The sequence below is a fragment of the Nocardia carnea genome, assembly GCF_029868325.1.
Lineage (GTDB): Bacteria > Actinomycetota > Actinomycetes > Mycobacteriales > Mycobacteriaceae > Nocardia > Nocardia carnea_C.
Genome location: NZ_JARWNW010000035.1, coordinates 1 through 26401 on the forward strand (window position 1 = coordinate 1; position 26401 = coordinate 26401).

A 26401-nucleotide genomic window follows, 5' to 3' on the forward strand; every position below is an offset into this window, starting at 1 on the left:
TTTCTCCGCCTCGTCGATGGCCACGGCGACATATGTGCGCCAGCCCTCGTCGTCACGGCGCAGCAGATATTCGTAATCGCTGTCGGTGAGCAGCGCATCGTCACCGTCGTAGAAATGCCAGCGCACCCGGACCCGATTCAGGCCGCGACCGGCGCGGACCGCCCGCGCCGCATGCCGAGTAGGGCCGCGATGAGGCAGGCGAGAGCCACCGCAGTGATGAACCACGGGAACACCGTGTCCAGGCCCCAGGCGGTGGCGGCCCAGCCGGCCAATACCGTCGGCAGCGCCATGGCCGTATAGGCCAGCAGGTAGTACGCGGACATGGTTTCGCCGCGCTTGCGCTCCGGCACGACATCGGACAAGTGGCGCAGCGAGCCGCCGAAGCCGAGCCCGAACGTGGCGCCGAGCACCAGCCCGATACCGACCACAGCCGTCCACTGATGTGTCCCCAGCGCTGGAATGGTCAGCAGCAGGGTGATGGCCATTCCGATATCGCCGATGATCGCGGCCCGCCGCGCAGGTACCCGCGTCGCGAACAGCTGGACCAGCGCCGCCGCCAGGGCTGTCGAGGCGACCACGACCCCGCCGAAGACCAGATTGTGGATACCGGTCCGTTCCGCGGCCAGCGAGGGATACAGCGACAGCAGGACGCCGAGCACCGACCATGCCGCCATCACACCCAGCGCCGAGAACCAGAAATCCGCGCGGATCTCCTGCGGTACCGCCGGGCGCGCGATCCGGATCCGGCCCGCGACCCGGGCAGCGTGCGGTTCGCGCAGGGCCAGGACTCCCGCGGCGACGATCAAGCAGATCACGCTGATGACGACGTACGGCGTGCGCAACGGATTGGGCGCGTATTGCGCGAGCAGTGCCGATCCCATGATCGCTACCGCCATACCGACGTTGAATGCCACACCGCTGAGCTGGCCGGATCGGGCGCCGCGGTGTGGGCGCAGATCGAGCAGGGCGGCGGCGCCGGCCACGACCGTCGCCCCGACCGCCAGCCCGTGCAGCGCCCGGGCGAGCACGAGCATCGCCACCGTATCGGCGAGGACGAAAACCACGAGGCCCGCGATCATGGTTGCGAAGGCGCCGAGCAGCACCGGTTTACGCCCCACCACATCGGAGATACGCCCGGAAACCAGCACCGCCACCAGGGCGGCCACCGCATATACCGCGAACACGACGGTGGTGATCAGCGGCGAGAGATGCCATTCCTGCTCGTAGATGCTGTACAGCGGGGCGGGCACACCCGATACGCCGAGCGCGACACCCGTGGCCCCCAAAACCAGCGCGTAGGCCCAGGGCTGCACCGCTCGATCCGTTGCCGGTGCCGCGATTGTCGCCGCCATCGAAACCCCGATCAGGTAAGTTTGAAGATTATCGAACTTGATCGACAGTAACCGACGGTACGACGTTCATCAAACCCACCGAGGCGGACCCTTGACCGACCCCCTCGCCGCGGCACACCCCGTGGCCCCGCTACCCACCGTGCTCGGCGCGCTACAGGATCCGGTACGCCTGGAGATGGTCCGCAGATTGAGCAACGCGGGCGCCGCCCTGCGCTGCGCAAACCTCTACGACGGGATCAACAAGTCGACCGCCACCCACCATTTCAAGATCCTGCGCGAAGCCGGGGTCACCGAACGGCTGGTGATCGACGGTCACACCTACCAGCGGCTGCGCCGCGAAGCGGTCGATGCGGCCTTACCCGGTCTGCTGGCGTCGGTCGTCGACGCCGCCAACCGCGCCCGACCGCAGTAGCCTTGCGCCGTCAGGGGTCCGGGTTCGTAGCACTGCACTGCCACGCAGAGCGAGCGAGAAGGCAACCGGCCACCCGGTACCACTGCGCGATCAGCAGCACGGTCACAGCAGAATCGACCCCTCGGTCCGCGCCACCCGTGGTAGCGGCCCGCACCCCGAGGTCCGGGGTGTCCACGCCGTCGGCAACTTCGTGTTGCTCGACCGGCAGCGGCGCCGATGCCCTCGCGATCGAATGGCCGATCCCGAGGTATCGGCCGTGCCGGGCGGCAGCCGCCGCGGGCCCGCCGCCACGGAGCGGATCCGATCGACGCGCGGGAATGCCCGCTGCCCTCGCGATCGGGCGATACCTCAGCCGACCAACCGGGTAACAGCGGTAGGCAGATCGCGTTTGCGACGATAGGGTCCGGCGACCGCGGCGGCGAACGGGCGGGCCAGCAGCGATCGGGCGATCTCGCCGACCTCCTCGGTGGTGACGGCTTCGATCCGGGCCAGCGTTTCGGAGACGGTGCGGTGATTCCCGTAGCTGAGTTCGCTGCGCCCGATCCGGTTCATCCGTGACGCCGAATCCTCCAGCCCGAGCACCAGCCCGCCACGGAGCGACCCTTTCGCCCGGGCGCATTCGGCATCGGTGATCCCGTCGGCCGCGACCTCCTCGAGCACCCCGCGCGCCAGCGCCGCCACCTCGTTCAGGTTCTCCGGCTGACAGCCGAGATACACCGAGAAGGCGCCGGTATCGGCAAAAGTGTCCACGCTGGAGTACACCGAGTACGCCAGACCGCGTTCCTCCCGGATCCGCTGGAACAACCGGGAGCTCAAACCGCCGCCGATCACGGTGTTCAGCACCGACAGCGGCCACCGCCGTGGCCCCTCGTGCCGGCCGTAGGCCCGGACCCCGAACACCAGATGCGCCTGTTCACTGTCGCGATGGCTCCAGCTCAGTTGCGGGGCGGACCGGGTCCGGAAATGCCCCTCGCGCCGCGGCGCGGGAGCCGCCGCCGGATCGAGCCGGCCGGCGACCGCCCGGTGCACCAGTTCCACCGTGTGGTCGTGGTCGATATTGCCGGCCACCGCCACCACCATCCGGTCCGGCGTGTACCGGCGCTGGTGGAACGACCGCAGCTGGCTCGCCCGCATCCCCTCGATCGATTCGATGGACCCGATCACGGGCCGCCCGATCGGGTGATCCCCGAACAGGGCGGTGAGGAACGCGTCGCCGACCAGATCTTCCGGGTCGTCGTCGCGCATGGCGATCTCTTCCAGCACGACCTGGCGTTCCAGGTCCACATCCACGGCCCGGCACAGCCCGTTGAGCACCACATCGCTGACCAGATCCACCGCCAGCGGCAGATCCTCGTCCACGACATGGGCGTAGTAGCAGGTCTGTTCCTTGGCGGTGAACGCGTTGAGCTCACCGCCGACCGCGTCCATGGCCTCGGCGATATCGAGGGCCGAACGGGTCGGGGTGGCCTTGAACAGCAGGTGTTCCAGGAAATGCGCGGCACCGGCGACGGTGGGACCCTCGTCGCGCGAGCCGACCCCCACCCAGACCCCCACGGACGCCGAGCGGACGCCGGGGACGTGCTCGGTCACCACTCGCAGGCCACCCGGCAGGACGGTACGCCGCACACCGTTGTCGATTTCGACGGTTTCGCCGATCCGCCACGTCGATGACGAACCCCCCTGCCCACTCGGGCGCAGGGGGGCCGCTGTTTTCTGCTCCGTCACACGACCAGTACTACTCGGTCGCCGCGGTATCCGCATCGGCGGGCGCCTCGGCAGGTGCCTCGTCGGCGTTCTCGTCGACGGGGACCAGCGAGATCTTGCCGCGGTTGTCGATATCGGCGATCTCGACGCGCAGCTTGTCGCCGACGTTCACCACGTCCTCCACCTTGGCGACGCGCTTACCGTTGCCGAGCTTGGAGATATGCACCAGGCCGTCGCGACCGGGCAGCAGCGAGACGAACGCGCCGAAGGCGGTGGTCTTGACCACGGTGCCGAGGAACCGCTCGCCGACTTTGGGCAGCTGCGGGTTCGCGATCGCGTTGATGGCGTCGATCGCGGCCTGCGCGGACGGGCCGTCGGTGGCGCCGACGAACACGGTGCCGTCGTCCTCGATGGAGATATTGGCGCCGGTGTCGTCGGTGATCTGGTTGATCATCTTGCCCTTGGGCCCGATCACCTCACCGATCTTGTCGACCGGGATCTTGATCGCGGTGACGCGCGGCGCGTACGGGCTCATCTCGTCCGGGGTGGCGATGGCCTCGGCCATCACGTCCAGGATGGTGGTGCGAGCGTCGTGCGCCTGGCCCAGTGCACCGGCCAGCACCTGCGAGGGGATGCCGTCGAGCTTGGTGTCCAGCTGCAGGGCGGTGACGAAGTCACGGGTTCCGGCGACCTTGAAGTCCATATCGCCGAACGCGTCCTCCGCGCCGAGGATATCGGTCAGCGCCACGTAGCGGACCTCGGCGGCACCGGCGTCGTTGGTGACGGTATCCGACACCAGGCCCATGGCGATCCCCGCGACCGGCGCCTTCAGCGGCACACCGGCGTTGAGCAGCGACAGGGTCGAGGCACAGACCGAACCCATCGAGGTGGACCCGTTGGACCCCAGCGCCTCGGAGACCTGCCGGATCGCGTAGGGGAATTCGTCCTGGCTCGGCAGCACCGGGATCAGCGCCCGCTCGGCCAGCGCACCGTGACCGATCTCGCGCCGTTTGGGCGAACCCACGCGACCGGTTTCACCGGTGGAGTACGGCGGGAAGTTGTAGTGGTGCATATAGCGCTTGGTGGTTTCCGGGCCGAGCGAATCGACCTGCTGCGCCATTTTGACCATATCGAGGGTGGTGACGCCCATGATCTGGGTCTCGCCACGCTCGAACAGCGCCGAACCGTGTGCCCGCGGCACCACGGCGACCTCCGCGGACAGTTCCCGGATATCGGCCAGACCGCGGCCGTCGATGCGGAAACCGTCGGTGAGGATGCGCTGGCGGACCAGCTTCTTGGTCACCGAGCGGAAGGCCGCGCCGAGTTCCTTCTCGCGGCCCTCGAACGACTCACCCAGCCGGGAGAGCACCTCGAGTTTGATCTCGTCGATCTTCTCCTCGCGCTCCTGCTTACCGGCGATGCTCAGCGCATCCGACAGCGGCGCCTTGGCGGCGTCCTCGACGGCGGCGTAGGCATCATCGGCGTACGGCGGGAACAGCGGGAAATCCTCGGTGGGTTTGGCCGCGAGCTCGGCCATATCCTGCTGAGCCCGGCAGAGGCGGGCGATGAACGGTTTGGCGGCCTCCAGGCCCTCGGCGACCACGGTTTCGGTCGGCGCCTGCGCCCCGCCCTCGACCAGTTCGATCACGTTCTCGGTGGCTTCGGCCTCGACCATCATGATCGCGACATCACCCGTATCGGTGACCCGGCCGGCCACGACCATATCGAAAACAGCCTTCTCCAGCTGTTCGTTGGTCGGGAAGGCGACCCACTGGCCACCGGCCGGGGTACCGGCCGCGGCATCGTTGATCAGCGCGACCCGCACGCCGCCGACCGGACCGGAGAACGGCAGGCCCGCGATCTGGGTGGACGCCGAGGCCGCGTTGATGGCGACCACATCGTAGAGATCCTTCGGATCCAGGCTCAGCACCGTCACCACGACCTGGATCTCGTTGCGCAGGCCGTCCACGAAGGAGGGGCGCAGCGGCCGGTCGATGAGACGGCAGGTGAGGATCGCGTCGGTGGAGGGGCGGCCCTCACGGCGGAAGAAGGAGCCGGGGATCCGGCCCGCCGCGTACATCCGCTCTTCGACATCGACGGTCAGCGGGAAGAAATCGAACTGGTCCTTGGGGTGCTTACCGGCGGTGGTCGCCGACAGCAGCATGGTCTCGTCGTCCAGGTAGGCGACGACCGAACCGGCGGCCTGCTTGGCCAGGCGGCCGGTTTCGAAACGTACGGTGCGGGTGCCGAAGACGCCGTTGTCGATCAGCGCAACGGATTCGAAAACACCCGGTTCGACCTCTACGGCCGAGCTCTTCGAGCGTTCGGTGGTTTCTGGCATATCTCTGTTCTCAACCTCTCGTCTCGCCGGATACAGCACCGGTATGGCGCGATCCGGCTGTGTCAGCCGTACCAGGTTCGGACGCGGCGCGATGGCGTAACCGCGGTGACCGTGTAGGTCAGCGGCCGCCGAGAGCGGGCTGCGGCGCGTACACCCGGCCGGATCCCCTTGGATACGGCGACGCGGAGGCGGTCAACGATCGAAGCTCTCCGGCGTATCGACCCCGGGCCGAAAAGCCACTACCGAAGACCGACGCCACGAGCGCGGGTGTGACGGCTGGTTCTGTCGTCCTCGTACGCGGGAGGTCCCCCGCACACGAAAATACCGACGAGGCGATTGTATGCGCCCCGTCGGCATACGTGACGCCCGGCTCGTGGAACCGGGCGTGTTCACGAAATCAGCGCCGCAGGCCCAGGCGTTCGATCAGGCTGCGGTACCGGTTGATGTCCTTGGCGGCCAGGTACTTCGACAGCCGCTTGCGGCGGCCGATCAGCGCCATCAGGCCGTGGCGGGTGTGGTGGTCGTGCTTGTGCACCTTGAGGTGCTCGGTGATCTCGGAGATCCGCTTGGACAGCAGCGCGATCTGCGCCTCCGGAGAACCGGTATCCGTTTCGTGCAGACCGTACTCGGCGAGAATCGCCTTCTTCTTCTCGGTGGTCAACGCCATGGGGCATCCACTCCTGTTTCTCAGTTCCGCGCGTAAGGTGCCCGGGCCGGCCGGGAATCCTCTACCTCTGCGGGTGAAGGGCTCACCGGTCGTCGTATCCGGGATGGGCGCCGCCGCGGACCGCAGCAGACCCGGCGAGCCACCTTACCGGAGCCACCCCGGCCCCGGCCCGGCGGGTAGGCCCGGCTAGTTTCCGGCTCCGAGGATTTTACGGGCGGTGTCGACATCGCGGCCCATGGCGGCGACGAGTTCGTCGACCGATTCGAATTTGCGCATTCCGCGCAGATGGTCCACGAAATCCACGGCCACATGCTGTCCGTAGAGATCGGCCTCACGATCGAGCACGTAGGCCTCGACCGTGCGGGCACGACCGGAGAAAGTCGGGTTGGTCCCCACCGAGACCGCCGCCATGGCGCGCTCCCCCGGAGTCACCGTGCCGATCGTGGGCCCGGGGCCCAGCACGGTGAACCAGCCCGCGTAGACACCGTCGGCCGGGATCGCGGCATGCATGGGCGGTGCGACATTGGCGGTGGGAAACCCCAGGCTCTTACCACGGCCGTCACCGCGCACCACCACCCCTTCGACCCGGTGCGGCCGGCCCAGCGCATCCGCGGCGGCGGCCATATCCCCGGCGTCCACACAGGCGCGGATATAGGTGGAGGAGAAAGTGACGGCGTGTTCCCCCAGCAGGGTCACCCCGTCGACGGCGAAACCGAATCGGTCGCCGAGTTCGCGCATGGTGGCGACCGTGCCCGCGGCCTTCTTGCCGAAGGTGAAATTGTCGCCGACCACGACCTCGGCGACATGCAGTCGTTCCACGAGCAGATCGTGCACGTATTCGGCGGGGGTGAGTTTCATGAAGTCATGGGTGAACGGCATCACGCAGAACACGTCGACCCCGAGCTCCTCGGCGAGTTCGGCGCGCCGCGTCAGTGTGGTGAGTTGCGCGGGATGGGAACCGGGCCGGATCACCTCCATCGGATGCGGATCGAAGGTCATCAATACGGCTGGGACGCCGCGCGCGGCAGCCGACTTCACCGCCCGGCTGATCAACTGCGCGTGACCGCGATGAACACCGTCGAACACGCCGATTGTGAGCACGCACCGCCCCCAGTCCGCGGGTACGTCGTCGAGACTTCGCCACCTCTGCACAGACGCCAAGCCTACGCAAACAAGCGGCCGCACCGTATTCGGGTGGGGACGCCTGCCGGGCGCCGGCTACGCAGGCGCGAACAAGGGGTTTCGCGGAGGTGGCGGGATATGTGTATCGCACGGCGAATGCTTAAGCTCGTGGTTGTGCCCGGAAAACGAGATATCGCCACCCGACGGGAACTCGCCGACGCCGGGGAATCGGCCGCTCCCGGGCTGTCGTCGGTGGCGCAGGATTACCTGAAAGTCATCTGGACGACCCAGGAGTGGTCGCAGGATCGGGTGAGCACGAAACTGCTCGCGGAGCGGATCGGCGTCTCCGCGTCGACCGTCTCGGAGGCGGTGCGCAAACTGTCGGATCAGGGTTTGGTCGAACATGCCCGGTACGGATCGATCACGCTGACCGAGGAGGGGCGCCGCGCCGCAATCGCGATGGTGCGTCGGCACCGGCTGATCGAGACATTCCTGGTGAGCGAGCTCGGTTACGGCTGGGACGAGGTCCACGACGAGGCGGAAATCCTCGAGCATGCGGTCTCGGATCTGCTGATGGCCCGTATCGACGCGAAGCTCGGCTTCCCGGACCGGGATCCGCACGGCGATCCGATTCCGTCGGTGGACGGCGCGGTGCCGACACCGCCGGCCCGCCGGCTGATCGATTTCGAGGCGGGTGACGCCGGCCGGGTGGCCCGTATCTCCGATTCCGATCCGGATATGTTGCGCTATTTCGATTCGGTCGGGATCGCGCTGGATACCGTGATCGTGGTGGTGGAGCGGCGGGACTTCGCGGGGACCATCGCGGTGCGGATCGGGCGCGACGAGAATCTCACGGATCTGGGCAGTATCGCCGCGGAGGCGATCTGGCTGCGGGACTGACCGCGGGATAGTTCCGACACGCCCGGGGCGGGCGCGAGCGACTTCCGAGCATTGCCCAGGGTGCCCCCGCCGTGATATCCATATTGTCAACAATCCGACAATCATGAGTTCACGATCTCGCATACCCGTCGGTCCGGACCGCCGCACCGACCGTCCCGGGAGGCGCCATCATGGCCGAACTGTCCCCGATCCTGAAGCAGGCCACCCCGGTCACCGTCGACCACGGCGAGGGCTGCTACCTCTACGACACCGACGGTCGCCGATACCTCGATTTCACGGCCGGTATCGGTGTCACCAGCACCGGCCACTGCCATCCGCACGTGGTGGCGGCGGCACAAGCCCAGGTCGCGAAACTGATCCACGGCCAGTACACGACCGTGATGCACCGGCCGCTGCTCGAGCTCACCGAACGCCTCGGCACGGTACTGCCCGCCGGACTGGATTCGGTGTTCTACTCCAACTCGGGCAGTGAGGCGATCGAAGCGGCGCTGCGGCTGGCCCGCCAGGCCACCGGGCGGCCCAATGTGATCGTCTTCCACGGCGGATTCCACGGCCGCACCGTGGCCGCCGCGACCATGACCACCTCCGGCACCCGGTTCTCCGCCGGGTTCAGCCCGCTCATGTCCGGTGTGCACGTCGCCCCCTTCCCCACCGCCTACCGCTACGGCTGGAGCGAGGAAGAAGCCACCTCCTTCGCCCTGCGCGAACTCGACTACGTATTCGCCACCCTCACCTCCCCCGCCGAAACCGCGGCCTTCGTCGTCGAACCCGTTCTCGGCGAGGGCGGGTACATCCCCGGCAACCGGGTGTTCTTCGAAGGTCTGCGCGAACGCGCCGACCGGCACGGCATCCTGCTGATCTTCGACGAGATCCAGACCGGTTTCGGCCGGACCGGAAAGTTCTTCGGCCACCAGCATTTCGGGGTCCGGCCGGATGTCATCACCATGGCCAAGGGATTGGCCAGCGGCTTCCCCCTCTCCGGAATCGCCGCCTCGGCCGAACTGATGAGCGCCGCCTGGCCCGGATCGCAAGGCGGTACCTACGGCGGGAACGCCGTGGCGTGCGCCGCCGCGCTCGCCACTCTCGAGGTGATCGAATCGGAGAATCTGGTCGAGAACGCGCGGGTCCGCGGCGAACAACTGCTGACCGGGGTGCGGGCGGCCGAATCGAAGGCCATCGGTGACACCCGTGGGCTGGGGCTGCTGGTCGGCGCGGAGTTCACCACCGCCGACGGCACGCCGGACCGGGAAACCGCCACCGCCGCCCAGCAATCGGCGGCCGCGAAGGGCCTGCTGTTGCTGACCTGCGGTGCGCATATGAATGTGGTGCGGATGATCCCGCCGCTCGTCGTCGCCGAAACCCAGATCGCCGATGCGCTTGATATCTGGTCCGAAGTACTCGACGAAATCGGGCGCTGATCCCATCCCACGACAGGGAGGCCGGCCCCACCGCCGGCCTCCCCCGCACGACCCTCCAGGACGAATACATGGCGCGCTATCTGACGATCACCCTCACCAAAGCCGGAATCACCTGCCGCGCCCGGCTGCTCGACGAACAGGCTCCGCGCACCTGCGCCGCGGTATGGGATGCCCTCCCGCAAGAAGGCGATGCCTTCCACGCCAAATACGCCCGGAACGAGGTCTATACCCTCGTACCCCGTATCCCCGGCGCTCCGCATCGCGAGAACCCCACGGTCACACCTATTCCCGGCGACGTCTGCCTGTTCGATTTCGAACCCTGGGAGATCGGCAACCCGGCCTACGGCTACGAACCGGGCTCGGCCGCCCATCACGACCAGGGCGCCACCGATCTCGCGCTTTTCTACGGGCGCAACAACCTGCTCATCAACGGCGATCTCGGCTGGGTTCCCGGAAATGTCTTCGCCACCATCGAGACCGGTCTCGATGAACTGGCGACCGCCTGCAACACGTTGTGGCTGCACGGCGTCGCGGGCGAAACCCTGTCCTTCGCCCGCGGCTGAGCAACCCCCGCAGCCCAGCGACGAAGCCGAGGTCGCCGAACTCAAAGCTTCGATGCCCATCAAGCAGACCTGGTGGCGTTCGAGCACCGACCGAGGCGGCGTCCATGGCAGCGGGCAAGGATGGGACAGGACGGAAGGACCACGTCATGGCCGACGGCCACGTAGTCGAGTTCAGATCCAAGGTGAAGTCGCCGGTGCAGACTGTAGGAAGCCACCACGTCAGGGGTAGAAGGTCACGAACTTCCCGTCCAAGACGACAATCGAGGACCTGTCCGGCCGAGGGTCCCAATCCAGCCAGGGAACATCGGTAGCTCCCTCTCGCGGCCGCGCCAGCAGCGTGCCGTCCGGATTGGAGGCCTGTTGCCAGGTGGTGCCGGTTGCGGCATGCACGGGCCGTTCGAGGCCATGAGAATGCACTGCACGAGCTGACAACTCCGCATATGTCTTGTCGGATCCGGCGAGACTGCAACCCGTGAAGATCAGGTCGCCGCCGTTGATCGCCGCGAGTCGCCAGAAGTCCGGGTTCGTAGCCAGCAGATCGCCGAACTCCCGCCCGCCTATGATCAGGCTCGTGTACTTCGGCTCACCGGACGGCCCCTCACCGACCTTGATCCGGATCAGCCCCTTGTCCTGCGCAAAAAAACCGTGCTGGGTAACCGTCCATGCCTTTGCGGGTTCGTCGGGGTAGTACCACCGCGCCGGCACCACATCGGTGTACGTGCGGTCCACATACCTGGAACGCCCTTCCAGACCAGGGAAATCACGTACGTCGTCCGGAGTGCCGATTTCATACTCTCGCAGGATGCGGCGATCCACCGCTCCCGCATCGGCCTTCCAATGCACATAGTCCCTTTCCGTGAAGGGGAAAGACAGGCTGGCCGGGACCCCGTCAGCATCGGCCAGGATGTTGTAGTCGACCTGGTCGGCCCGGAACTGCGTCCGGGGTAGGCTCGTGAGCCACCCCCGCAGCGATTCCTCTTCTGGTTTGGGATGCCAGACTCGGCCGGAAAGCCATACCGCCTCGTCCGGGGAGAACAGTGCCGTCCGCTGCAGCGACATCACCCCCGCAGCGTCCCGATGAACCATGTCGAGGGCGTAGGTACGAGCTTCGGCGGACACCCGCCGTACATGTTGCCCGTACGTCTGCCCAAAGCGCACCACCTCGGCTGCCAAGTCGTCCGTGGCACGGCAGAACAACGCAGCAGCACCAGAAACGCTCATGCGCAGCACCTTCCGGATCGTCGGCAGGATACGAGGCCGTCCGATCAGTCCACGCAGGGCCGATAATTTCGGCGACCAAGTTCAGCAAGGAAGGTACTCGTCGCTCGCTGCAGCGTGTTCAGATGATCGATCCCTGTTGTGTGTATCACAATCGTACCCAAGCCGAATTCCTGGCGCGGCACTGATCACGGCGCTGAATCGGCCCACCGCCCAACTCCTCGCCACCAGGGATGAAGAGGCAGCTCACGGACCCGTTCGGGATACGTTTGCATTGCCGACGCACTGGGCAGACGCCGACAGCCACGGCGCAACGGATGCGTCGTAATCAGCGTGCGGCCAGCACTGCCTCCGCGAAACGGCCGACCGCCAGCACGAGATCGTCGGAATGCCGCGGACCGACGATCTGCAAAGCCACCGGCAATCCACTGCTCGTCCGCCCGGCCGGGATACTCAGCGCGGGCTGCTGAGTGAGGTTGAACGGATAGGTGTAGGGCGTCCAGTCCGGCCAGTCCGACATCCCGCTGCCCGGTGGGACATCGTGACCCGCCGCGAACGCGGTGATCGGCACCGTGGGCGTGATGAGCAGGTCGTAGACGGTGTGGAACGTCCCCATGGTGATCGCCACCTGGGCGGCGACCGCGCGGGCGTCGAGATAGTCGGTGGCGGAGAGGGTTTCGCCGTGCTCCCAGACCCGGCGCAGGCCGGGATCGGCGTTCTCGCGGGCGCCCGGCGGGAAGTTCGCCAGCATGGCCGCGGCTCCCGCCGCCCACATCACGTCGAAGGCGTCGCGTGGATCGGAGAAACCGGGGTCGGCGGCCGACACGCGGAGCCCGGCGGCCTCCAGTGCGGTGACCGCCCCGGACACGATCGCCTCGACCTCCGGATCGGGGTGCACATAGCCCAGCGTCGGCGAGTAGGCGGCGGTCACGCCGCGGACGTCACGCTGGATCTGGCCGCGGAATGTGGTGAGGGTGGGCGCCAGCGCGGTGGGGTCGCGCGGGTCCGGTAGCGCGAGGATATCCAGCAGCAGCGCGGCATCCTCGACCGTGCGGGTCAGCGGTCCGGCATGCGCGAGCGGGCCGAACGGGCTGGCCGGGTACAGCGGGATACGGCCGTGGGTGGGTTTGAAGCCCACGATGCCGCAGAACGCGGCGGGAATCCGGACGCTGCCGCCGCCGTCGGTGCCCACCGAGACCGGGCCCAGCCCGGCCGCGACCGCCGCGGCGCTACCGCCGGAGGAGCCACCGGCGGTCCGGGAGGGGTCGACCGGGTTGCGGGTGATACCGGTCAGCGGGCTGTCCGTCACCCCTTTCCAGGCGATCTCGGGTGTGGTGGTCTTGCCCACCATCACCATCCCGTCCTCACGCACCCGCGCGGCGACGGGGCTGTCCACCGGCCAGGGACCCTCCGGCCCGATACTCAGCGAGCCGCGGCGGGTCGGCCAGTCCTCGGTGAGGAAGATGTCCTTGATCGAGATCGGTACGCCGTCGAGCAGGCCGCGGACGTGCCCGGATTGCCAGCGGGCCTCGGAATCCTTGGCCTGCACCAGTGCCCGGTCCGGATCGACGAGACAGTAGGCGTTGATATCGGGATCCCGCGCGGTGATGGCGGCGAGTACGGCCTCGGTCGCCTCCACCGGGGACAATGCGCCGGCGGCGTAGGCGGAGACCAGTTCGACCGCGGTCATGTCGACGGGATCGGTCGGTCGGGGTACCTCGGGCTGGTTCATCTGCGGCCTTCCCTTCAGCCGGGCACATACCCCAGCGTCTTGTCGACGACATTGTCCAGCGGCCGACCGGCCAGCCAGTGTTCGAAATTCTCGGTGAACGCGGTGACGATCTCCGAACGCCAGCCGGCGAAATCACCAGAATTGTGCGGGGTGATATGCGCATTGGGCAACTGCCACAGAGGGTGCCCGGGTGGTAGCGGCTCCGGGTCCACCACATCCAGCGCGGCGCCGGCGATCGCGCCGGTCTTCAGCGCGGTGACCAGATCGTCGGTGACCACCAGTTCACCACGCCCGACATTGACGAACCGGGCATGCGGTTTCATGGCACCGAAGGCCCGGGCGTCGAACATATGCCGGGTGTCGTCGGTCAGCGGGGCGATGGCGACGACATAGTCGGCGCCGGGGAGTTCGGCGATCAGATCGGTGCCGACGGTACCGAAATCGGGATCATCGGTGCGGGCACGGCGGCCCACCCCGCGGACCCGCATACCGGCGGCCCGCAGCAATCCGGCGACGGCGCGGCCGATCGATCCGGTACCGACGACGAGCGCGGTGGTTCCGGCGATCCGCTCGGATTCGCGATGCTGCCAGATCTCCTGCCGCTGCAGCCGCTTCGACCCGGACAGGTCTTTGGCGAAGTCGAGGATCTGGCCGAGCACGTATTCGGCGATCGCGGTATCGAAGACGCCGCGGGTGTTGGTGACGACCACATCGCTGTCGCGGAGTTCGTCGAACATCACCGTATCGACGCCGGTGGCGCCGATATGCAGCCAGCTCAGCCGGTCCGCCGCCGGCCAGGCATCGGGCAGCGCGCGGGTCTGGAAGTCGTAGACGAACAGCACATCGGTACCGGGCAGCGCGGCGGCCAGCCCGGCCGAATCCGTGTAGCGCACCGTGGCCCGGGCACTGACCGGCGCCATCAGCGCCGGATCGGGCTGTTGGTCACTGTGCACAATCGTGACGATGGGGCCCGATTTCATATTGACACAGTATGGTCACATCGTATGATTGTCAACAATCCGATCGTTCTCGGAGGTCTTCCCGGCTGAGCGCGAGAGGGGCCGCAGTGGAGTTCGATTTTCCCGATATCGAGGGCCCGGTCGCGCAACGGGGCATCGGTGTCATCGCGCCGTTCGATCTCGCCCTGGAGCGTGAACTCTGGCGCTGGGCACCGCTGGAGGTGAGCCTGCACCTGGCCCGCACACCCTACGAACCGGTCCCGGTATCGCTGGCCATGGCCGAATTGGTCTCCGATGCGACCCATCTGACCGCCGCGACCCGCAACGTTCTGCACGTCGAACCCGAAGTCGTGGCCTATCTGTGTACCTCCGGTAGTTTCATCAAAGGTATCGAATACGAACGCTCGCTGCGGGAAACGATCTGCCGGGCCGGCGCGGCCAACGCGGTGACGACCTCCGGCGCGCTCCTCGAGGCGATCGGCCATCTGGGCATCACGAAACTGTCGATCATGACCCCCTACGACGAGGTCCTCACCGGCAAACTGCGCGATTTCCTCGACGAAGCGGGGTGCGCGGTGGTGCGCTCCGACCATCTCGGCCTGGGCGGCGGAATCTGGAAGGTCAACTACCGCACCATTGCCGAACGAATCCTCGGCGCCGACGATCCGCGCGCCGAAGCGATCTTCGTCAGCTGCACGAACCTGCCCACCTACGACATCATCGAACCGCTGGAGAAGGTTCTGGGCAAACCGATTCTCACGGCCAACCAGCTCACCATGTGGGCCTGTCTCGGGCGGATGAAACTGCCGATGATGGGTCCGGGCCGCTGGCTGCTGGAGGTGTTCTGAAAGATGATGTCCCCGAACACAACCCAGCTCGGAAACGGAGGGCCCATGCCGGCACCGACCATCGGATTCATCTACCCCGACCATGCCGCCGAGGACGATTACCCACGAGCAGAGGCCCTGCTGGACGCACGGCTGCCGGTCGCCCATATCTACGGCACCGATCTGCACGCCGTCCCCGAACTGCTGGATCTGGGCAGCCCGGCCAAACTCCGTGACGGCGCCGCCCGGCTCGCCGCGCACCGGCCGGATGCCGTTGTCTGGGCATGCACCTCGGGCAGTTTCGTCTACGGCCCGGACGGCGCCCGCGAACAGGTCCGGGGGCTGGCCGAGGCCGCGGGCGTTCCGGCTTCCAGCACCAGTTTCGCGTTCGTGGCGGCCGCGCGGGCGCTGGGTATCCGGCGGGTGGCAGTCGCGGCGAGCTACCCCGCGGAGGTGGCCGGGCTGTTCGCCGATTTCCTGGCCGACGCCGGGATCACCGTGGCCGCGTTCGCCAGCGCGGGTATCGAAACCGCCGCCGAAGTAGGCACCCTCACCCCGGAACAGGTACTGGCGCTGGCACAGGCCAACGATCACCCGGAGGCGGAGGCACTGCTGATCCCCGATACCGCCATGCACACCCTCGAGGTGCTGCCCCGCCTGGAGGCCGCGCTGGGGAAACCGGTACTCACCGCCAACCAGGTCACCATCTGGGAGGGGTTGCGACTCGCCGGCGCACCCCGGATCGTCCCGGCACTGGGTGCGCTGTTCGCGGAAAGGCCCGCATATGTCGGTAATTGATTTCGAACCCGTCAATCAGCGCTCCACCGCCGAGATGATCGCCGACCGCCTCCGTGAGGCGATCATGCGCGGCGCACTGGAACCGGGAGCGCAACTGGGTGAGGCCGACCTCGCGGCGCAGTTCGGGGTCTCCCGCGGCCCGGTCCGGGAAGCGATGCAGCGGCTGGTCTCGGAGGGTCTGCTGCACAGTATCCGTAACCGCGGCATCTTCGTCATCGAACTCACCCTCGCCGATGTCGTCGATATCTACCGGTCGCGCACCGCGATCGAAGGAGGTGCGCTCGCCCTGATCCTGGACGACCGCCGCGACAGTGCCTACGCGGCACTCGCACCGAGCGTGCAGATCATGCGCGAACGGGCCGCGGCCGGCGACGCCGCGGGGGTCTCCGACGCCGACCAGCAGTTCCACGAGGCCCTCGTCGCGGCGGCGGGCAGCACGCGACTGGTCCGGGCGGCCCGCACCCTACTGATCGCAACCCGTATGTGCCTGGGCAAACTACAAACCACCTACCCCGACCTCCGCGAACAGGCGGACGAGCATGTGGCATTACGCGAGGCGATCGGCGCCGCCTCACCGGCGCGTGCCCACCGTCTGCTCCGCGAGCATATGGACGACGCCGTCCAACGCCTGCGAGGCCAATATGCCGAGGAACCCATCCCGGGCTGAACCGAGTTCGCCCGCCCGGGTCACGCCCTGTTCGCGGCGGTAGCAGTTGGGCGGGTCGGTGCCCCCCCCTTTTTGCGCGGTGTCGGAACCGCCTGCCGAAATTCCGGGACAGGAGCACCTCGAACACGGTAGTGGTCGCCACCCTGTCCAGCCGCCGCGACGTCGGCCACCCGCCGCCGGTCGAATGGTGGTGCCGGGGCATTCGGTTCCCCACGCGCCGCAGGCCCGGCGATGTCCCGGAGACCGGCAACGTGCAGCACAGCGGCACCTCGCGGCCCGCAGCCCGGACGGGCTACCGCACCCGGCGACGCCGCGCTCACGACCCGCGCCCTCACGGTGGGCGGATCCGCCGCGTGGCCTCGGCGGGTCGAGAAGTCGGATACACCCTCGACCAGCACAGGCGTCACCACGCCGAACGTACGACTCCGTCGGCCGGTGTCGAAGTGTTTCCGCGGTCGGCACTTCGCGACGAGCGTACGGCCGTTGCCGGGCCCGTACCCCCGCGCGGGTACCAAAGAGCGCCAGTTGTCAGTCGATCAAACCCCTCGGGCGCACCACCAGTACGGGCGCGGCACGCTTACCTTTCTCCTGGAGCAGCGCGATCGCCCGACCGTCCTCGGTGAGCGCGGCATGGACACCGGCGGTACCGATCGGGTCGAGCCAGCGGCCGTCCCGTAGTTTCTCGACATCATCGGCGCCGATCACGCGGTGCGGGAAGGACAACCGGACGGCGGCGTCGATATCGAGGCTCGGAACGGGATCCTCGGCCAGTTGTTCGAGAGTGCGGGCGTGTTCGAGCGTGAAGGGGCCGACCCTGGTGCGGCGTAATACGGTCAGGTGACCGCCCACTCCCAGCGCGGCACCCAGATCGCGGGCCAGCGCGCGGATATAGGTACCGGACGAGCATTCGACGACCACATCCAGATCCACCACATCGGGCTCGGCGATATCGCGGCGGGCCAGTACGTCGAAGCGGGAGACCGTGACCGGCCGGGCGGCGAGCGTCACCTCTTCACCGGCGCGGTGCCGGGCGTAGGCGCGTTCGCCGCCGACCTTGATGGCACTCACCGTCGCCGGCACCTGCTGGATATCACCGGTGAGCACGGCGACCTGCCCGGCGATATCGGCATCGGTGATATGCCCGGCCGCCGCGGTGGTCAGTACTTCGCCCTCGGCGTCGTCGGTGGTGGTGGCGCAGCCCAGCCGGATCGTCGCGGTGTAGGCCTTGGTGGTGAGGGTGAGCAGGCCCAGTAGTTTCGTGGCGCGCTCCACGCCGAGTACCAGCACCCCCGTGGCCATCGGGTCGAGCGTGCCGGCATGCCCGACCTTCTTGGTGTGCAGCAGCTTCCGGGCGCGGGCCACGATATCGTGGCTGGTCGGGCCGGTGGGTTTGTCGACGATCAGCAAACCGCCCAGGATATCGGCCATCAGCTGTGCGCAATCGCGGTCAGGATGAATCCGCCGGTGATCAGCCAGCGGCCGTCGAACGAGGTGAGGGGGACGCCGCCGTCGCCGGTCTGCCCGGGCACCAGCAGTTCCGACCGGAATGTGCCCGCCCCGGTCCCAGCGCCCTGCTCCTCGACCGTGAAGGTGATGTGGGCGTCCTCGAAGCCCAGCCAGCGGGTGGTGAGCGGGAACCACGCCTTGTACGTGGCCTCCTTCGCGCAGAACAGCAGCCGATCCAGATGCAGTCCGGAGTCGCTGCTGCGCAACCACTCCCGTTCCGCGGGCAGACTCACCGAATCCAGGACGCCTTCGGGCAGGGTTTCGTGTGGTTCGGCGTCGATCCCGATCGAGCGGTACCGCAGCTTATGCGCCAGCGCCGCGCCCCGGAAACCGTCACAGTGGGTGAGGCTGCCGACGATTCCGCGCGGCCATACCGGCGCACCGCGTTCACCTTTGCCGATCGCTGCCGGCGGCTCCCCCAGCTGGGCGAGTGCCTGGCGGGCACAGTGCCGCGCGCCGATGAAATCGCGGCGCCGCTTCTCCACCGATTTCGCGATCAGCGGTTCCTCGGCGGGATGCGCTTTCAGATCCTCCGGATAGTCCAGCAACTCGGCGGAGGCGATATCGGCGGGCAGGATTGTCTCGATCATCGTCGGTGAGCCTACTGGGTGCCGCCGGTCGCCGGTTCAGGCGAGCCCGCGGCGGCGCTGGGCCTTGTCCCGCATCTCGGCGGCCGCGGCGGCCATCTCCGGTGTCACCTTGAAGTGGCCGCCCCATTCGTTCAGGTCGCCGGGCCCGTACTGGGGATCGGGCAGGATCTGGCGAAGCAGTTTCTCGGGTTTCCCGCGCTTCTGCCATTCCCGCGGGTAGCCGAGCGAGACCTCTTCGAACCGGACACCGTCGTAGTAGGTGGTGCGCGGAATGTGCAGGTGACCGTAGACGGCGCAGACGACGTTGTAGTGGGTGTGCCAGTCCGCGGTGTGCTCGGTACCGCACCACAGGGCGAATTCGGGATACCAGAGCATATCGGTGGGTTCGCGGACCAGCGGGAAATGGTTGATCAGCACGAGCGGTGTGCCGTCGGGCAGGTTGTCCAGTTTGCGGCGGGTGGCGCGGACCCTGGCCTCGCACCAGGCGTCACGGGTGAGGTAGGGGTCCGGGGTGAGCAGGAATTCGTCGGTGGCCACCACATTGCGTTCCCGGGCGATGGCCAGCCCTTCGGCCTTGGTGCGCGCGCCCTCGGGCCGGAAACTGTAGTCGTAGAGCAGGAACAGCGGCGCCAGCGTCACCGCGCCGCCGTAGGCCTCGGCACCGGCACCGGTCCACACCGGGAACGGATCCTCGGGCGTGAGCACGTCGAGGTCCCGGCACATGGCGACCAGATAGTCGTAGCGGGCGGCCCCGTGCATCTGCACCGGATCTTTGGCGGTCGTCCACAGCTCGTGGTTACCGGGTACCCAGATCACCTTCGCGAAGCGTTCGCGCAGCAGTTTCAGGGCCCAGCGGATATCGTCGCTGCGTTCGGCGACATCACCGGCGACGATCAGCCAATCCTCGGGCGAATCCGGGCGGATCTCCTCGACGACCGGTTTGTTGCCCTGGTGACCGACATGGATATCGCTCACCGCCATCAACTTGGGTATCACCACACCTACCTTCGCATACCGCCGCAGCGTTCCGGCGCCCTGCCACGATCACGCCGTGTCCATGGGTATGAGCGAGAGGCCCGCGTGGTCACGCTGCGCCACCGGCCCGGTTTTCGCTCATGCCGGGATCTCGGCCCCGACCCGGACCCAGCGGCCCGACAACCACCGCGCACTCACCGCGGCCAGCCGTAACAGCATGAACGCGATCAAACCGCACCAGATTCCGCCGATCCCCCAGTCGAACGCCAGCGACAGCCAGATCGCCGGCAGGAAACCGAGCAGCGCCGCACCCAGCGTGGTGGTCCGCAGGTAGGCCGCGTCGCCCGCGCCGAGCAGCACCCCGTCCAGCGCGAACACCACACCGGCCACCGGAATCATCACCACGAAGAACCACCACACCACACCGGTCCGGTCCAGGACCGCGGCATCGGCGGTGAACAGCGGCGGTATCCAGGCCGCGCCCACGGCGAACACCGCGGCCAGGCCCAGCGCGAACACCGTCGACCACGCGGTGACCCGGCGGGCCACCGACCGCGCACCCGCCGCATTGCGGGCGCCCAGCGCCGAACCGACCAGTGTCTGCGCGGCGATGGCCAGTGAGTCGAGAGTGAGGGCGAGGAAATTCCACAGCTGCAGCACCAGCTGATGGGCCGCCACCGAGGGCGCGCCGAACCGCGACGCCACCGCCGCGGCGGAAACGAAGCACGCCTGGAACGCCAGGCTGCGCGCGATGAGATCGCGGCCCATGACGAGCTGGGCCTTCATCACCGGCAGCCGCGGCGCGAGCGGTACCCGGGCCCGGACCAGCGCGCTCACGAAAAGTACCGCCGTAACCAGCTGACCGGCCACATTGGCCACCGCCGAACCGGGCAGGCCCAGCCGCGGCAGCCCGGCGAGTCCGTGCACCAGCAGCGGGCACAGCACCGCGGACAGCGCGAGCCCCGCCACCACATAGGTGAGCGGCCGACGCGTCTGCTGGACGCCGCGCATCCACCCGTTCCCGGCCATGGACAGCAGGATCAGCGGCACCCCGAACAGCGCGATCCGCATCCAGGCCAGTGCCTCCGCCGCGATCTCGGCATCACCGGCGATCACCTCCGCGACGGGGACGGCCGCGACCTGGACCACCAGCAGAATCAGGACTCCGATCCCACCCGCCAGCCAGCTGGCCTGCACACCCTCCGCGACCGCGCCGGGTTCGTCCCCCGCGCCGTGCCGGCGCGCCGAACGCGCGGTGGTGCCGTAGGCGAGGAAGGTCAGCTGGGAACTCACCTGAGTGAGAACCAGGCCACCGACCGCGAGCCCGGCCAGCGCCAACGCGCCGAGCCGGCCGACCACCGCGAGATCGAACAGCAGATAGATCGGTTCGGCCACCAGAACGCCGAGAGTCGGCAGTGCCAGCCCCAGTATCCGCCGGGGCCCGGCGGACACCTCCGCGGACGAAGCCGTCACCTCCGCCTGCATATCAACTCCCTGTCCATCCTCATCTGTCCGCAGCAGACCAGCGAGCCCCAGCCGCGCTGGCAACCGCCGCGCACGCTAGCGGAACTCTCCGACACTCATACCCCGCTGCCCGCCCCGGCCGTGCGGAACCTACGCCTGGTGCCGCACCGAACCACAGCCCCACCGGCCGTCACCCGTGCGCGTTGTGCCGGCCTCACGTGGACCCACACCGGCCCAACGGGCAGAGATCGACCGCATGCCGGGACGGCGGGCACGCTTGTCCGCCGCGCCGCAACATCTGAACGGAGCACCTGCGCCCCGAAGCATTCGTACGCGGCCGTGCCTCCGCACGCGGAAACTCCGTCTGAGGTCGGTCATCGGACCGGCGGATGCCGGACCGAGACCACGGACCGGCCGTAAACCTCAAGCCAGGGCGGTGCGCAGCCGATCGAGGATCTCCTCCGGCTCTCCATAGGTCGTGTATCCGGCCGCATAGCGGTGCCCGCCGCCGCCGAGCCGGGTGGCAATGGCCGCGACATCGGCGCCGTCGTCGGTGCCGGGACCGCTGTCCTTGGAGCGCAGCGATACCGTCCAGCGCCGCCGCTCGTCGACGGGCCGGGCTTCTTTGAACACCGCGGCGATACCGGCTTCGGCGGTCGCTCGCACGATATCGACGACGCTTTCGGCCTCTTCCTGCCGAACCCCGTCGAGATCGGTGGCCAGCACGAACGCGGCGACCAGGCCGGTCCCACCGTGGGCCTCGGGCTCGAGCCGAGCGGAGGCGAGCACCGTGGACAGCATCTGCAACCAGGCGAACGGATGGGTGTCCATCAGGGTTCGGGTGATCGCGCCACCGTCTATCCCGGTGGCCAGCAACCGTTCGGCCAAGGCATGCGTGCCGGGCGTCACCCATCGGAACGACCCGCTGTCGGTGGCCAGACCCGCGAACAGGCAGTGGGCGATATCGGCGTCGATCGGCTCCTGCCACCGATCCAGCAACGCGGTCAGCACACTCGCCGTGGACACCGCGTCCGGATCGATCAGATTGACCGCACCGAACCGAGTGTTCGACCGGTGATGATCGATCACCAGTGTGGTTCCGGCGCCCGCCAGCCGGCCGGCCAGCGCACCCAGCCGTCCCGCACTACCGCAGTCGACGGTCACCAGCACGTCCACCTCGGCCGGTACCTCGGCCGGCGGGACCAGGAACCGCGACCCCGGCAGCGTGCGCAGCGCATAGGGCAGTTCGGCGGGTTCGGCGAACGACACCCGCACCGGTACACCCCGCCGGTCCAGGACCTGGGCAAGGGCCAGCCCGCTACCGAGGGTGTCGGCATCGGGCTGGATATGGCAGAGGACGGTGACCGAACGTGCGGTATCGAGCACCCGTACTGCCGCCGCGTAATCCACGGCGGCACCGGTTGTGGTCATAGCGGCTCAGTCGTCGTCGCGGGGTGTTTTGTACGGATCGGCGTCGCCGGCGGGTTTCGCCTCGGCCGCCACCCGGGCGACCTCGTCGTCGGCGGCCCGGGCCCGGGCCAGCAGATCCTCCATCTGCCGGGCCGCGTCGGGCACGGTGTCGAGAACGAACGCCAAGGTCGGGGTGAATTTCACCCCCGTGCCTGCGCCCACTTTCGACCGCAGCACACCCTTCGCCTTCTCCAGACCGGCCGCGGCGGCAGTGTAGTCGGGTTCGGCGTCGACGGTTTCACCCATGACGGTGTAGTAGATGGTCGCCTCGCGGAGATCGCCGGTGACCTTGGCATCGGTGACGGTGACGAAACGCAGCCGCGGATCCTTGATCTCGTATTCGATCGCGGTGGCCACGATCGCGGAGATCCGTTTGGCGAGCCGGCGTGCCCTGGCTTGATCCACCATGGCCGCTCCTTTCCCTTCAGTCCTCGGGTCCGAAGACGCGGCGGCGTACTGCCAGCAACTGTAACTCCGGACGGGCCGCGACATGGCGTTCGCATTTGTCGAGCACGGCCGTCAGATGATCCATTCCGGCCGCCACCATCGCGACGCCGAGCAATGTGCGCCGGTAGCGGTCGTGTTCCCCCGCCTCGGCGGTGCTGACCCCGAAACGCTGGAGTTCGGCCAGGATGGGCCGCACCACCGAACGCTTCTCTTTCAGAGAGTGCACATCACCCAGCAGGATGTCGAATTCGAGTGCACCGAGGTACACGCAACCTCCCAGTTATAGCGACGACACAGCACCGGGCCCGCCGGTGCGCGGCGAGTCCCGGGGCCTGTCGTGCCGGTATCGATGATCGGGCCCGGACAACCTGTCCGGGCCCGTATCAAGTCAGTCGCGCGGCTTCTCGCGCAACTCGTAGGCCTCGATGATGTCGCCCTCCTTGATATCGGAGTACGTCAGCGTCATACCGCATTCGAAGCCTTCGCGGACCTCCATGGCGTCGTCCTTCTCGCGGCGCAACGAGTTGATCGTCGTGGATTCGGCGATCACCATGTTGTCGCGGAGCAGACGCGCCTTGGCGTTGCGTTTGACCACGCCCGAGGTCACCATGCAGCCGGCGATGAGACCGATCTTGGAGGACCGGAAGATCGCCCGGATCTCGGCGCGGCCCAGTTCGACCTCTTCGTAGATCGGCTTGAGCATGCCCTTGAGCGCGCTCTCGATCTCGTCGATGGCCTGGTAGATCACCGAGTAGTACCGGATGTCCACGCCTTCGCGGTTGGCCAGTTCGGTGGCCTTGCCCTCGGCCCGCACGTTGAACCCGATGATGATCGCGTTCGACGCCGACGCCAGGTTGACGTTGGTTTCGGTGACACCACCGACACCGCGGTCGATGACCCGCAGGCGCACCTCGTCGTCGATCTCGATCCCGAGCAGTGCCTCTTCCAGCGCCTCGACGGTACCGGAGTTGTCGCCCTTGAGGATCAGGTTCAGCTCGCTGGTCTCCTTCAGCGCGGCATCCAGATCCTCGAGGCTGATCCGCTTACGGCTGCGCGCGGCCAGTGCGTTGCGCTTACGCGCATTGCGCCGGTCGGCGATCTGCCGGGCGATCCGGTCCTCGTCAACGACGAGCAGATTGTCGCCCGCACCGGGTACCGAGGTGAAGCCGACGACCTGGACCGGGCGCGACGGCAGCGCCGCCTCGACATCGGCCCCGTGCTCGTCGACCATGCGCCGGACGCGACCGTAGGCGTCGCCCGCCACGATCGAATCGCCGACCCGCAGCGTGCCGCGCTGGATGAGCACCGTGGCGACCGGGCCGCGACCGCGGTCCAGATGCGCTTCGATGGCCACACCCTGGGCGTCCTGCTCCGGATTGGCCCGCAGGTCCAGTGCGGCATCGGCGGTGAGCAGCACGGCTTCGAGCAGCGCGTCGATATTGATGTTCTCCCGGGCGGAGATATCGACGAACATGGTTTCGCCGCCGTATTCCTCGGCCACCAGGTTGTACTCGGTCAGCTGCTGCCGGATCTTCTCCGGGTTCGCGCCTTCCTTGTCGATCTTGTTGACCGCCACGACGATCGGCACATCGGCCGCCTGCGCGTGGTTGATCGCCTCCACCGTCTGCGGCATCACACCGTCGTCGGCGGCGACCACCAGGATCGCGATATCGGTGGCCTTCGCACCGCGGGCACGCATAGCGGTGAACGCCTCGTGACCCGGGGTGTCGATGAAGGTGATCGGCCGGTCTTCGTCGCCGAGGTGGGTCATCACCTGGTAGGCACCGATGTGCTGGGTGATACCGCCGGCCTCGCCCTCGCGGACATTGGCCTTACGGATGGTGTCCAGCAACCGGGTCTTACCGTGATCGACGTGGCCCATGACGGTGACCACCGGCGGCCGCTGTTCGAGATCTTCCTCGCCGCCTTCGTCCTCGCCGTAGGTGAGGTCGAAGGATTCCAGCAGCTCGCGGTCCTCGTCCTCGGGGCTGACCACGTGCACGACGTAGTTCATCTCGCCGCCGAGCAGTTCCAGGGTCTCGTCGTTCACCGACTGGGTGGCGGTGACCATTTCGCCGAGGTTGAACAGCGCCTGGACCAAGGCGGCCGGGTTGGCGTCGATCTTCTCCGCGAAATCGGACAGCGACGCGCCGCGGGCGAGGCGGATGACCTCACCGTTACCGCGTGGCAGCCGCACACCGCCGACCGACGGTGCCTGCATCGAATCGTATTCCTGGCGCTTCTGCCGCTTCGACTTACGACCACGCCGGGGCGCGCCACCGGGACGGCCGAAGGCACCGGCCGCGCCACCGCGACCACCGGGCCCACCCGGACGGCCGCCACCGGGACGGCCGCGGAAGCCGCCACCACCGGCGGGTGCACCGGTACCGGCGGGCGCGCCGCCGCCACCGCGGTAACCGCCGCCACCACCGGGACGACCGCCGCCACCGGCACCGGGACGGCCCGGACGGCCGCCCGCTGCGGGGCCGGGACGCGCCGAACGCTGCGGCATGGCGCCGGGAGTCGGACGGGGCGGCATGGAGGCCGGGCTCGGCCGCGGTCCACCGGGGCGCGGACCGCCCTGAGCAGCCGCGGGCCGCTGGCCACCGGGGCCGGGCCGCGGAGCGTTCTGACCGGGACGGGGACCGCCCTGGCCCGGACGCGGACCGCCCTGCGCGGGACCCGGACGCGGGCCACCCTGGCCCGGAGTCGGGCGGGGGCCCGGCTGCGGACGCGGTGTGGGACGCTCACGTTCGGGCGCCGAAGAGTACGGGTTGTTACCGACCCGAGGCGGTTTCGGACCGGGTTTGGGGCCGGGCCGGGCCGGGCTCTGGCCGGGCGCGGCCGGACGCTGCTGGGCACCCGGGCGGGCGGCGGGGGTGGCCGGTTTGGCTGCCGGAGCCTGCGCCGCTTCCCGGCTGGGAGCCGGTGCGGGACCCGGTTTCACCGCCGGGCCGGGCCGCGGAGCCGCGGCCGGCTTCGGCCCGCCGTCGGCGGCCGGGGCCGGTGCGCTTTCGGCGGCCGGTGCGGATCCGGCGGGACCCGGTTGCCCGGTGGGGGCCGGGGTGCGCGGGCCGGGGGGGGGGGGCCGGGGGGGGGGGGGGGGGGGGGCGGGGGGGTGCACCGGCCCCGCCACCGGCGGCCGGCCGGAGCCCGGAAATACGCTCGGGGTCGAACGAAGCGCCCAGGGGTGCGCCACCGGTCATGACGATCTCCTCCTCGGCGCGACCAGGTCTCTACGCGCCTGATACCGAGGGTACTGGGTCGCC

23 protein-coding genes are annotated in these 26401 nt (G+C 68.4%); 7 read left to right on the forward strand and 16 right to left on the reverse strand.

Annotation, left to right across the window (positions count from 1 at the left end; translation table 11 throughout):
* Positions 1-137: 137 nt before the first annotated feature.
* Positions 138-1352, reverse strand: coding sequence for an MFS transporter (locus tag QH196_RS01310; protein WP_280413898.1), 1215 nt, complete (start codon positions 1350-1352; stop codon positions 138-140).
* Between the two features lie 91 nt (positions 1353-1443).
* Between QH196_RS01310 and QH196_RS01315 the strand changes: the two genes are divergently transcribed.
* Positions 1444-1764 (forward strand): ArsR/SmtB family transcription factor, encoded by a 321-nt coding sequence (locus tag QH196_RS01315; RefSeq protein WP_280413899.1) that lies wholly within the window; start codon positions 1444-1446, stop codon positions 1762-1764.
* Positions 1765-2112: 348 nt separating this feature from the next.
* On the opposite strand, the gene QH196_RS01320 is transcribed toward QH196_RS01315, so the two are convergent.
* The 4 genes from QH196_RS01320 to QH196_RS01335 form a co-directional block, all read right to left on the reverse strand.
* The gene (locus QH196_RS01320) at positions 2113-3525 is read right to left on the reverse strand and encodes a M16 family metallopeptidase (RefSeq protein WP_432279408.1); all 1413 of its coding nucleotides are present in this window, start codon (positions 3523-3525) and stop codon (positions 2113-2115) included.
* Entirely contained in the window at positions 3500-5809 is a 2310-nt protein-coding gene (locus QH196_RS01325) for a polyribonucleotide nucleotidyltransferase (protein WP_280413900.1), read from the reverse strand. The genes QH196_RS01320 and QH196_RS01325 overlap by 26 nt, the downstream gene beginning before the upstream one ends.
* Before the next feature lie 397 nt (positions 5810-6206).
* On the reverse strand, positions 6207-6476 hold the full coding sequence (gene rpsO, locus QH196_RS01330; RefSeq protein ID WP_062974430.1) for a 30S ribosomal protein S15: 270 nt from the start codon (positions 6474-6476) through the stop codon (positions 6207-6209).
* Between the two features lie 186 nt (positions 6477-6662).
* Positions 6663-7628 carry a bifunctional riboflavin kinase/FAD synthetase gene (locus tag QH196_RS01335; RefSeq protein ID WP_280413901.1) on the reverse strand — a complete coding sequence of 322 codons (966 nt, stop codon included), beginning with the start codon at positions 7626-7628 and terminating at the stop codon, positions 6663-6665.
* A gap of 126 nt (positions 7629-7754) precedes the next feature.
* On the opposite strand from QH196_RS01335, the gene QH196_RS01340 reads away from it, so the two are divergent.
* The 3 genes from QH196_RS01340 to QH196_RS01350 all read left to right on the forward strand — a co-directional run bounded on the left by QH196_RS01340 (position 7755) and on the right by QH196_RS01350 (position 10479).
* The gene (locus tag QH196_RS01340; RefSeq protein WP_280413902.1) at positions 7755-8498 is read left to right on the forward strand and encodes a metal-dependent transcriptional regulator; all 744 of its coding nucleotides are present in this window, start codon (positions 7755-7757) and stop codon (positions 8496-8498) included.
* A gap of 170 nt (positions 8499-8668) precedes the next feature.
* A complete protein-coding gene (locus QH196_RS01345) occupies positions 8669-9916 on the forward strand; it encodes an aspartate aminotransferase family protein (RefSeq protein ID WP_280413903.1) in 1248 nt (415 codons plus the stop codon).
* A gap of 68 nt (positions 9917-9984) precedes the next feature.
* The gene (locus QH196_RS01350) at positions 9985-10479 is read left to right on the forward strand and encodes a DUF3830 family protein (protein WP_280413904.1); all 495 of its coding nucleotides are present in this window, start codon (positions 9985-9987) and stop codon (positions 10477-10479) included.
* Between the two features lie 219 nt (positions 10480-10698).
* Here the strand turns inward: QH196_RS01350 and QH196_RS01355 are convergent, their stop codons facing one another.
* The 3 genes from QH196_RS01355 to QH196_RS01365 all read right to left on the reverse strand — a co-directional run bounded on the left by QH196_RS01355 (position 10699) and on the right by QH196_RS01365 (position 14409).
* Positions 10699-11709 carry a hypothetical protein gene (locus QH196_RS01355; protein ID WP_280413905.1) on the reverse strand — a complete coding sequence of 337 codons (1011 nt, stop codon included), beginning with the start codon at positions 11707-11709 and terminating at the stop codon, positions 10699-10701.
* Between the two features lie 316 nt (positions 11710-12025).
* Positions 12026-13429 (reverse strand): amidase, encoded by a 1404-nt coding sequence (locus QH196_RS01360; protein ID WP_280413906.1) that lies wholly within the window; start codon positions 13427-13429, stop codon positions 12026-12028.
* A gap of 14 nt (positions 13430-13443) precedes the next feature.
* The gene (locus QH196_RS01365; protein WP_280413907.1) at positions 13444-14409 is read right to left on the reverse strand and encodes a D-2-hydroxyacid dehydrogenase; all 966 of its coding nucleotides are present in this window, start codon (positions 14407-14409) and stop codon (positions 13444-13446) included.
* Between the two features lie 86 nt (positions 14410-14495).
* On the opposite strand from QH196_RS01365, the gene QH196_RS01370 reads away from it, so the two are divergent.
* The 3 genes from QH196_RS01370 to QH196_RS01380 are packed head-to-tail and all read left to right on the forward strand — an operon-like array spanning position 14496 to position 16680.
* Positions 14496-15236 carry a maleate cis-trans isomerase family protein gene (locus QH196_RS01370; RefSeq protein WP_280413908.1) on the forward strand — a complete coding sequence of 247 codons (741 nt, stop codon included), beginning with the start codon at positions 14496-14498 and terminating at the stop codon, positions 15234-15236.
* 45 nt (positions 15237-15281) lie between these two features.
* Positions 15282-16013 carry a maleate cis-trans isomerase family protein gene (locus QH196_RS01375; protein WP_280413909.1) on the forward strand — a complete coding sequence of 244 codons (732 nt, stop codon included), beginning with the start codon at positions 15282-15284 and terminating at the stop codon, positions 16011-16013.
* Positions 16000-16680: a GntR family transcriptional regulator gene (locus QH196_RS01380; protein ID WP_280413910.1), complete on the forward strand. Its 681-nt coding sequence runs from the start codon at positions 16000-16002 to the stop codon at positions 16678-16680. Before QH196_RS01375 ends, QH196_RS01380 begins: the two co-directional genes overlap by 14 nt.
* Before the next feature lie 528 nt (positions 16681-17208).
* Here QH196_RS01380 and truB read toward each other — a convergent pair.
* The 8 genes from truB to infB form a co-directional block, all read right to left on the reverse strand.
* Positions 17209-18108 carry a tRNA pseudouridine(55) synthase TruB gene (gene truB, locus QH196_RS01385; RefSeq protein ID WP_280413911.1) on the reverse strand — a complete coding sequence of 300 codons (900 nt, stop codon included), beginning with the start codon at positions 18106-18108 and terminating at the stop codon, positions 17209-17211.
* The gene (gene npt / locus QH196_RS01390) at positions 18108-18776 is read right to left on the reverse strand and encodes a 4'-phosphopantetheinyl transferase Npt (RefSeq protein ID WP_280413912.1); all 669 of its coding nucleotides are present in this window, start codon (positions 18774-18776) and stop codon (positions 18108-18110) included. The genes truB and npt overlap by 1 nt, the downstream gene beginning before the upstream one ends.
* A 36-nt stretch (positions 18777-18812) precedes the next feature.
* Positions 18813-19772, reverse strand: coding sequence for a metallophosphoesterase family protein (locus tag QH196_RS01395; protein ID WP_280413913.1), 960 nt, complete (start codon positions 19770-19772; stop codon positions 18813-18815).
* A 117-nt stretch (positions 19773-19889) separates the two neighbouring features.
* Positions 19890-21236 (reverse strand): MATE family efflux transporter, encoded by a 1347-nt coding sequence (locus tag QH196_RS01400; RefSeq protein WP_280413914.1) that lies wholly within the window; start codon positions 21234-21236, stop codon positions 19890-19892.
* Positions 21237-21638: 402 nt separating this feature from the next.
* Positions 21639-22646 (reverse strand): DHH family phosphoesterase, encoded by a 1008-nt coding sequence (locus QH196_RS01405; protein WP_280413915.1) that lies wholly within the window; start codon positions 22644-22646, stop codon positions 21639-21641.
* Between the two features lie 6 nt (positions 22647-22652).
* Entirely contained in the window at positions 22653-23093 is a 441-nt protein-coding gene (gene rbfA, locus QH196_RS01410; protein ID WP_280413916.1) for a 30S ribosome-binding factor RbfA, read from the reverse strand.
* Between the two features lie 16 nt (positions 23094-23109).
* The gene (locus tag QH196_RS01415; protein WP_280413917.1) at positions 23110-23400 is read right to left on the reverse strand and encodes a DUF503 domain-containing protein; all 291 of its coding nucleotides are present in this window, start codon (positions 23398-23400) and stop codon (positions 23110-23112) included.
* A gap of 120 nt (positions 23401-23520) precedes the next feature.
* A complete protein-coding gene (gene infB / locus QH196_RS01420) occupies positions 23521-26268 on the reverse strand; it encodes a translation initiation factor IF-2 (protein WP_432279409.1) in 2748 nt (915 codons plus the stop codon).
* Positions 26269-26401 lie beyond the last annotated feature (133 nt).

Bases quoted from the DNA above. Each gene is read 5' to 3' on its own strand.
- QH196_RS01310 (WP_280413898.1), bottom strand. From the start codon at position 1,352: ATGGCGGCGACAATCGCGGCACCGGCAACGGATCGAGCGGTGCAGCCC.
- QH196_RS01320 (WP_432279408.1), bottom strand. From the start codon at position 3,525: ATGCGGATACCGCGGCGACCGAGTAGTACTGGTCGTGTGACGGAGCAG.
- QH196_RS01325 (WP_280413900.1), bottom strand. From the start codon at position 5,809: ATGCCAGAAACCACCGAACGCTCGAAGAGCTCGGCCGTAGAGGTCGAA.
- rpsO (WP_062974430.1), bottom strand. From the start codon at position 6,476: ATGGCGTTGACCACCGAGAAGAAGAAGGCGATTCTCGCCGAGTACGGT.
- QH196_RS01340 (WP_280413902.1), top strand. From the start codon at position 7,755: ATGCTTAAGCTCGTGGTTGTGCCCGGAAAACGAGATATCGCCACCCGA.
- QH196_RS01345 (WP_280413903.1), top strand. From the start codon at position 8,669: ATGGCCGAACTGTCCCCGATCCTGAAGCAGGCCACCCCGGTCACCGTC.
- QH196_RS01350 (WP_280413904.1), top strand. From the start codon at position 9,985: ATGGCGCGCTATCTGACGATCACCCTCACCAAAGCCGGAATCACCTGC.
- QH196_RS01360 (WP_280413906.1), bottom strand. From the start codon at position 13,429: ATGAACCAGCCCGAGGTACCCCGACCGACCGATCCCGTCGACATGACC.
- QH196_RS01365 (WP_280413907.1), bottom strand. From the start codon at position 14,409: ATGAAATCGGGCCCCATCGTCACGATTGTGCACAGTGACCAACAGCCC.
- QH196_RS01375 (WP_280413909.1), top strand. From the start codon at position 15,282: ATGCCGGCACCGACCATCGGATTCATCTACCCCGACCATGCCGCCGAG.
- QH196_RS01380 (WP_280413910.1), top strand. From the start codon at position 16,000: ATGTCGGTAATTGATTTCGAACCCGTCAATCAGCGCTCCACCGCCGAG.
- truB (WP_280413911.1), bottom strand. From the start codon at position 18,108: ATGGCCGATATCCTGGGCGGTTTGCTGATCGTCGACAAACCCACCGGC.
- npt (WP_280413912.1), bottom strand. From the start codon at position 18,776: ATGATCGAGACAATCCTGCCCGCCGATATCGCCTCCGCCGAGTTGCTG.
- QH196_RS01400 (WP_280413914.1), bottom strand. From the start codon at position 21,236: ATGCAGGCGGAGGTGACGGCTTCGTCCGCGGAGGTGTCCGCCGGGCCC.
- QH196_RS01405 (WP_280413915.1), bottom strand. From the start codon at position 22,646: ATGACCACAACCGGTGCCGCCGTGGATTACGCGGCGGCAGTACGGGTG.
- rbfA (WP_280413916.1), bottom strand. From the start codon at position 23,093: ATGGTGGATCAAGCCAGGGCACGCCGGCTCGCCAAACGGATCTCCGCG.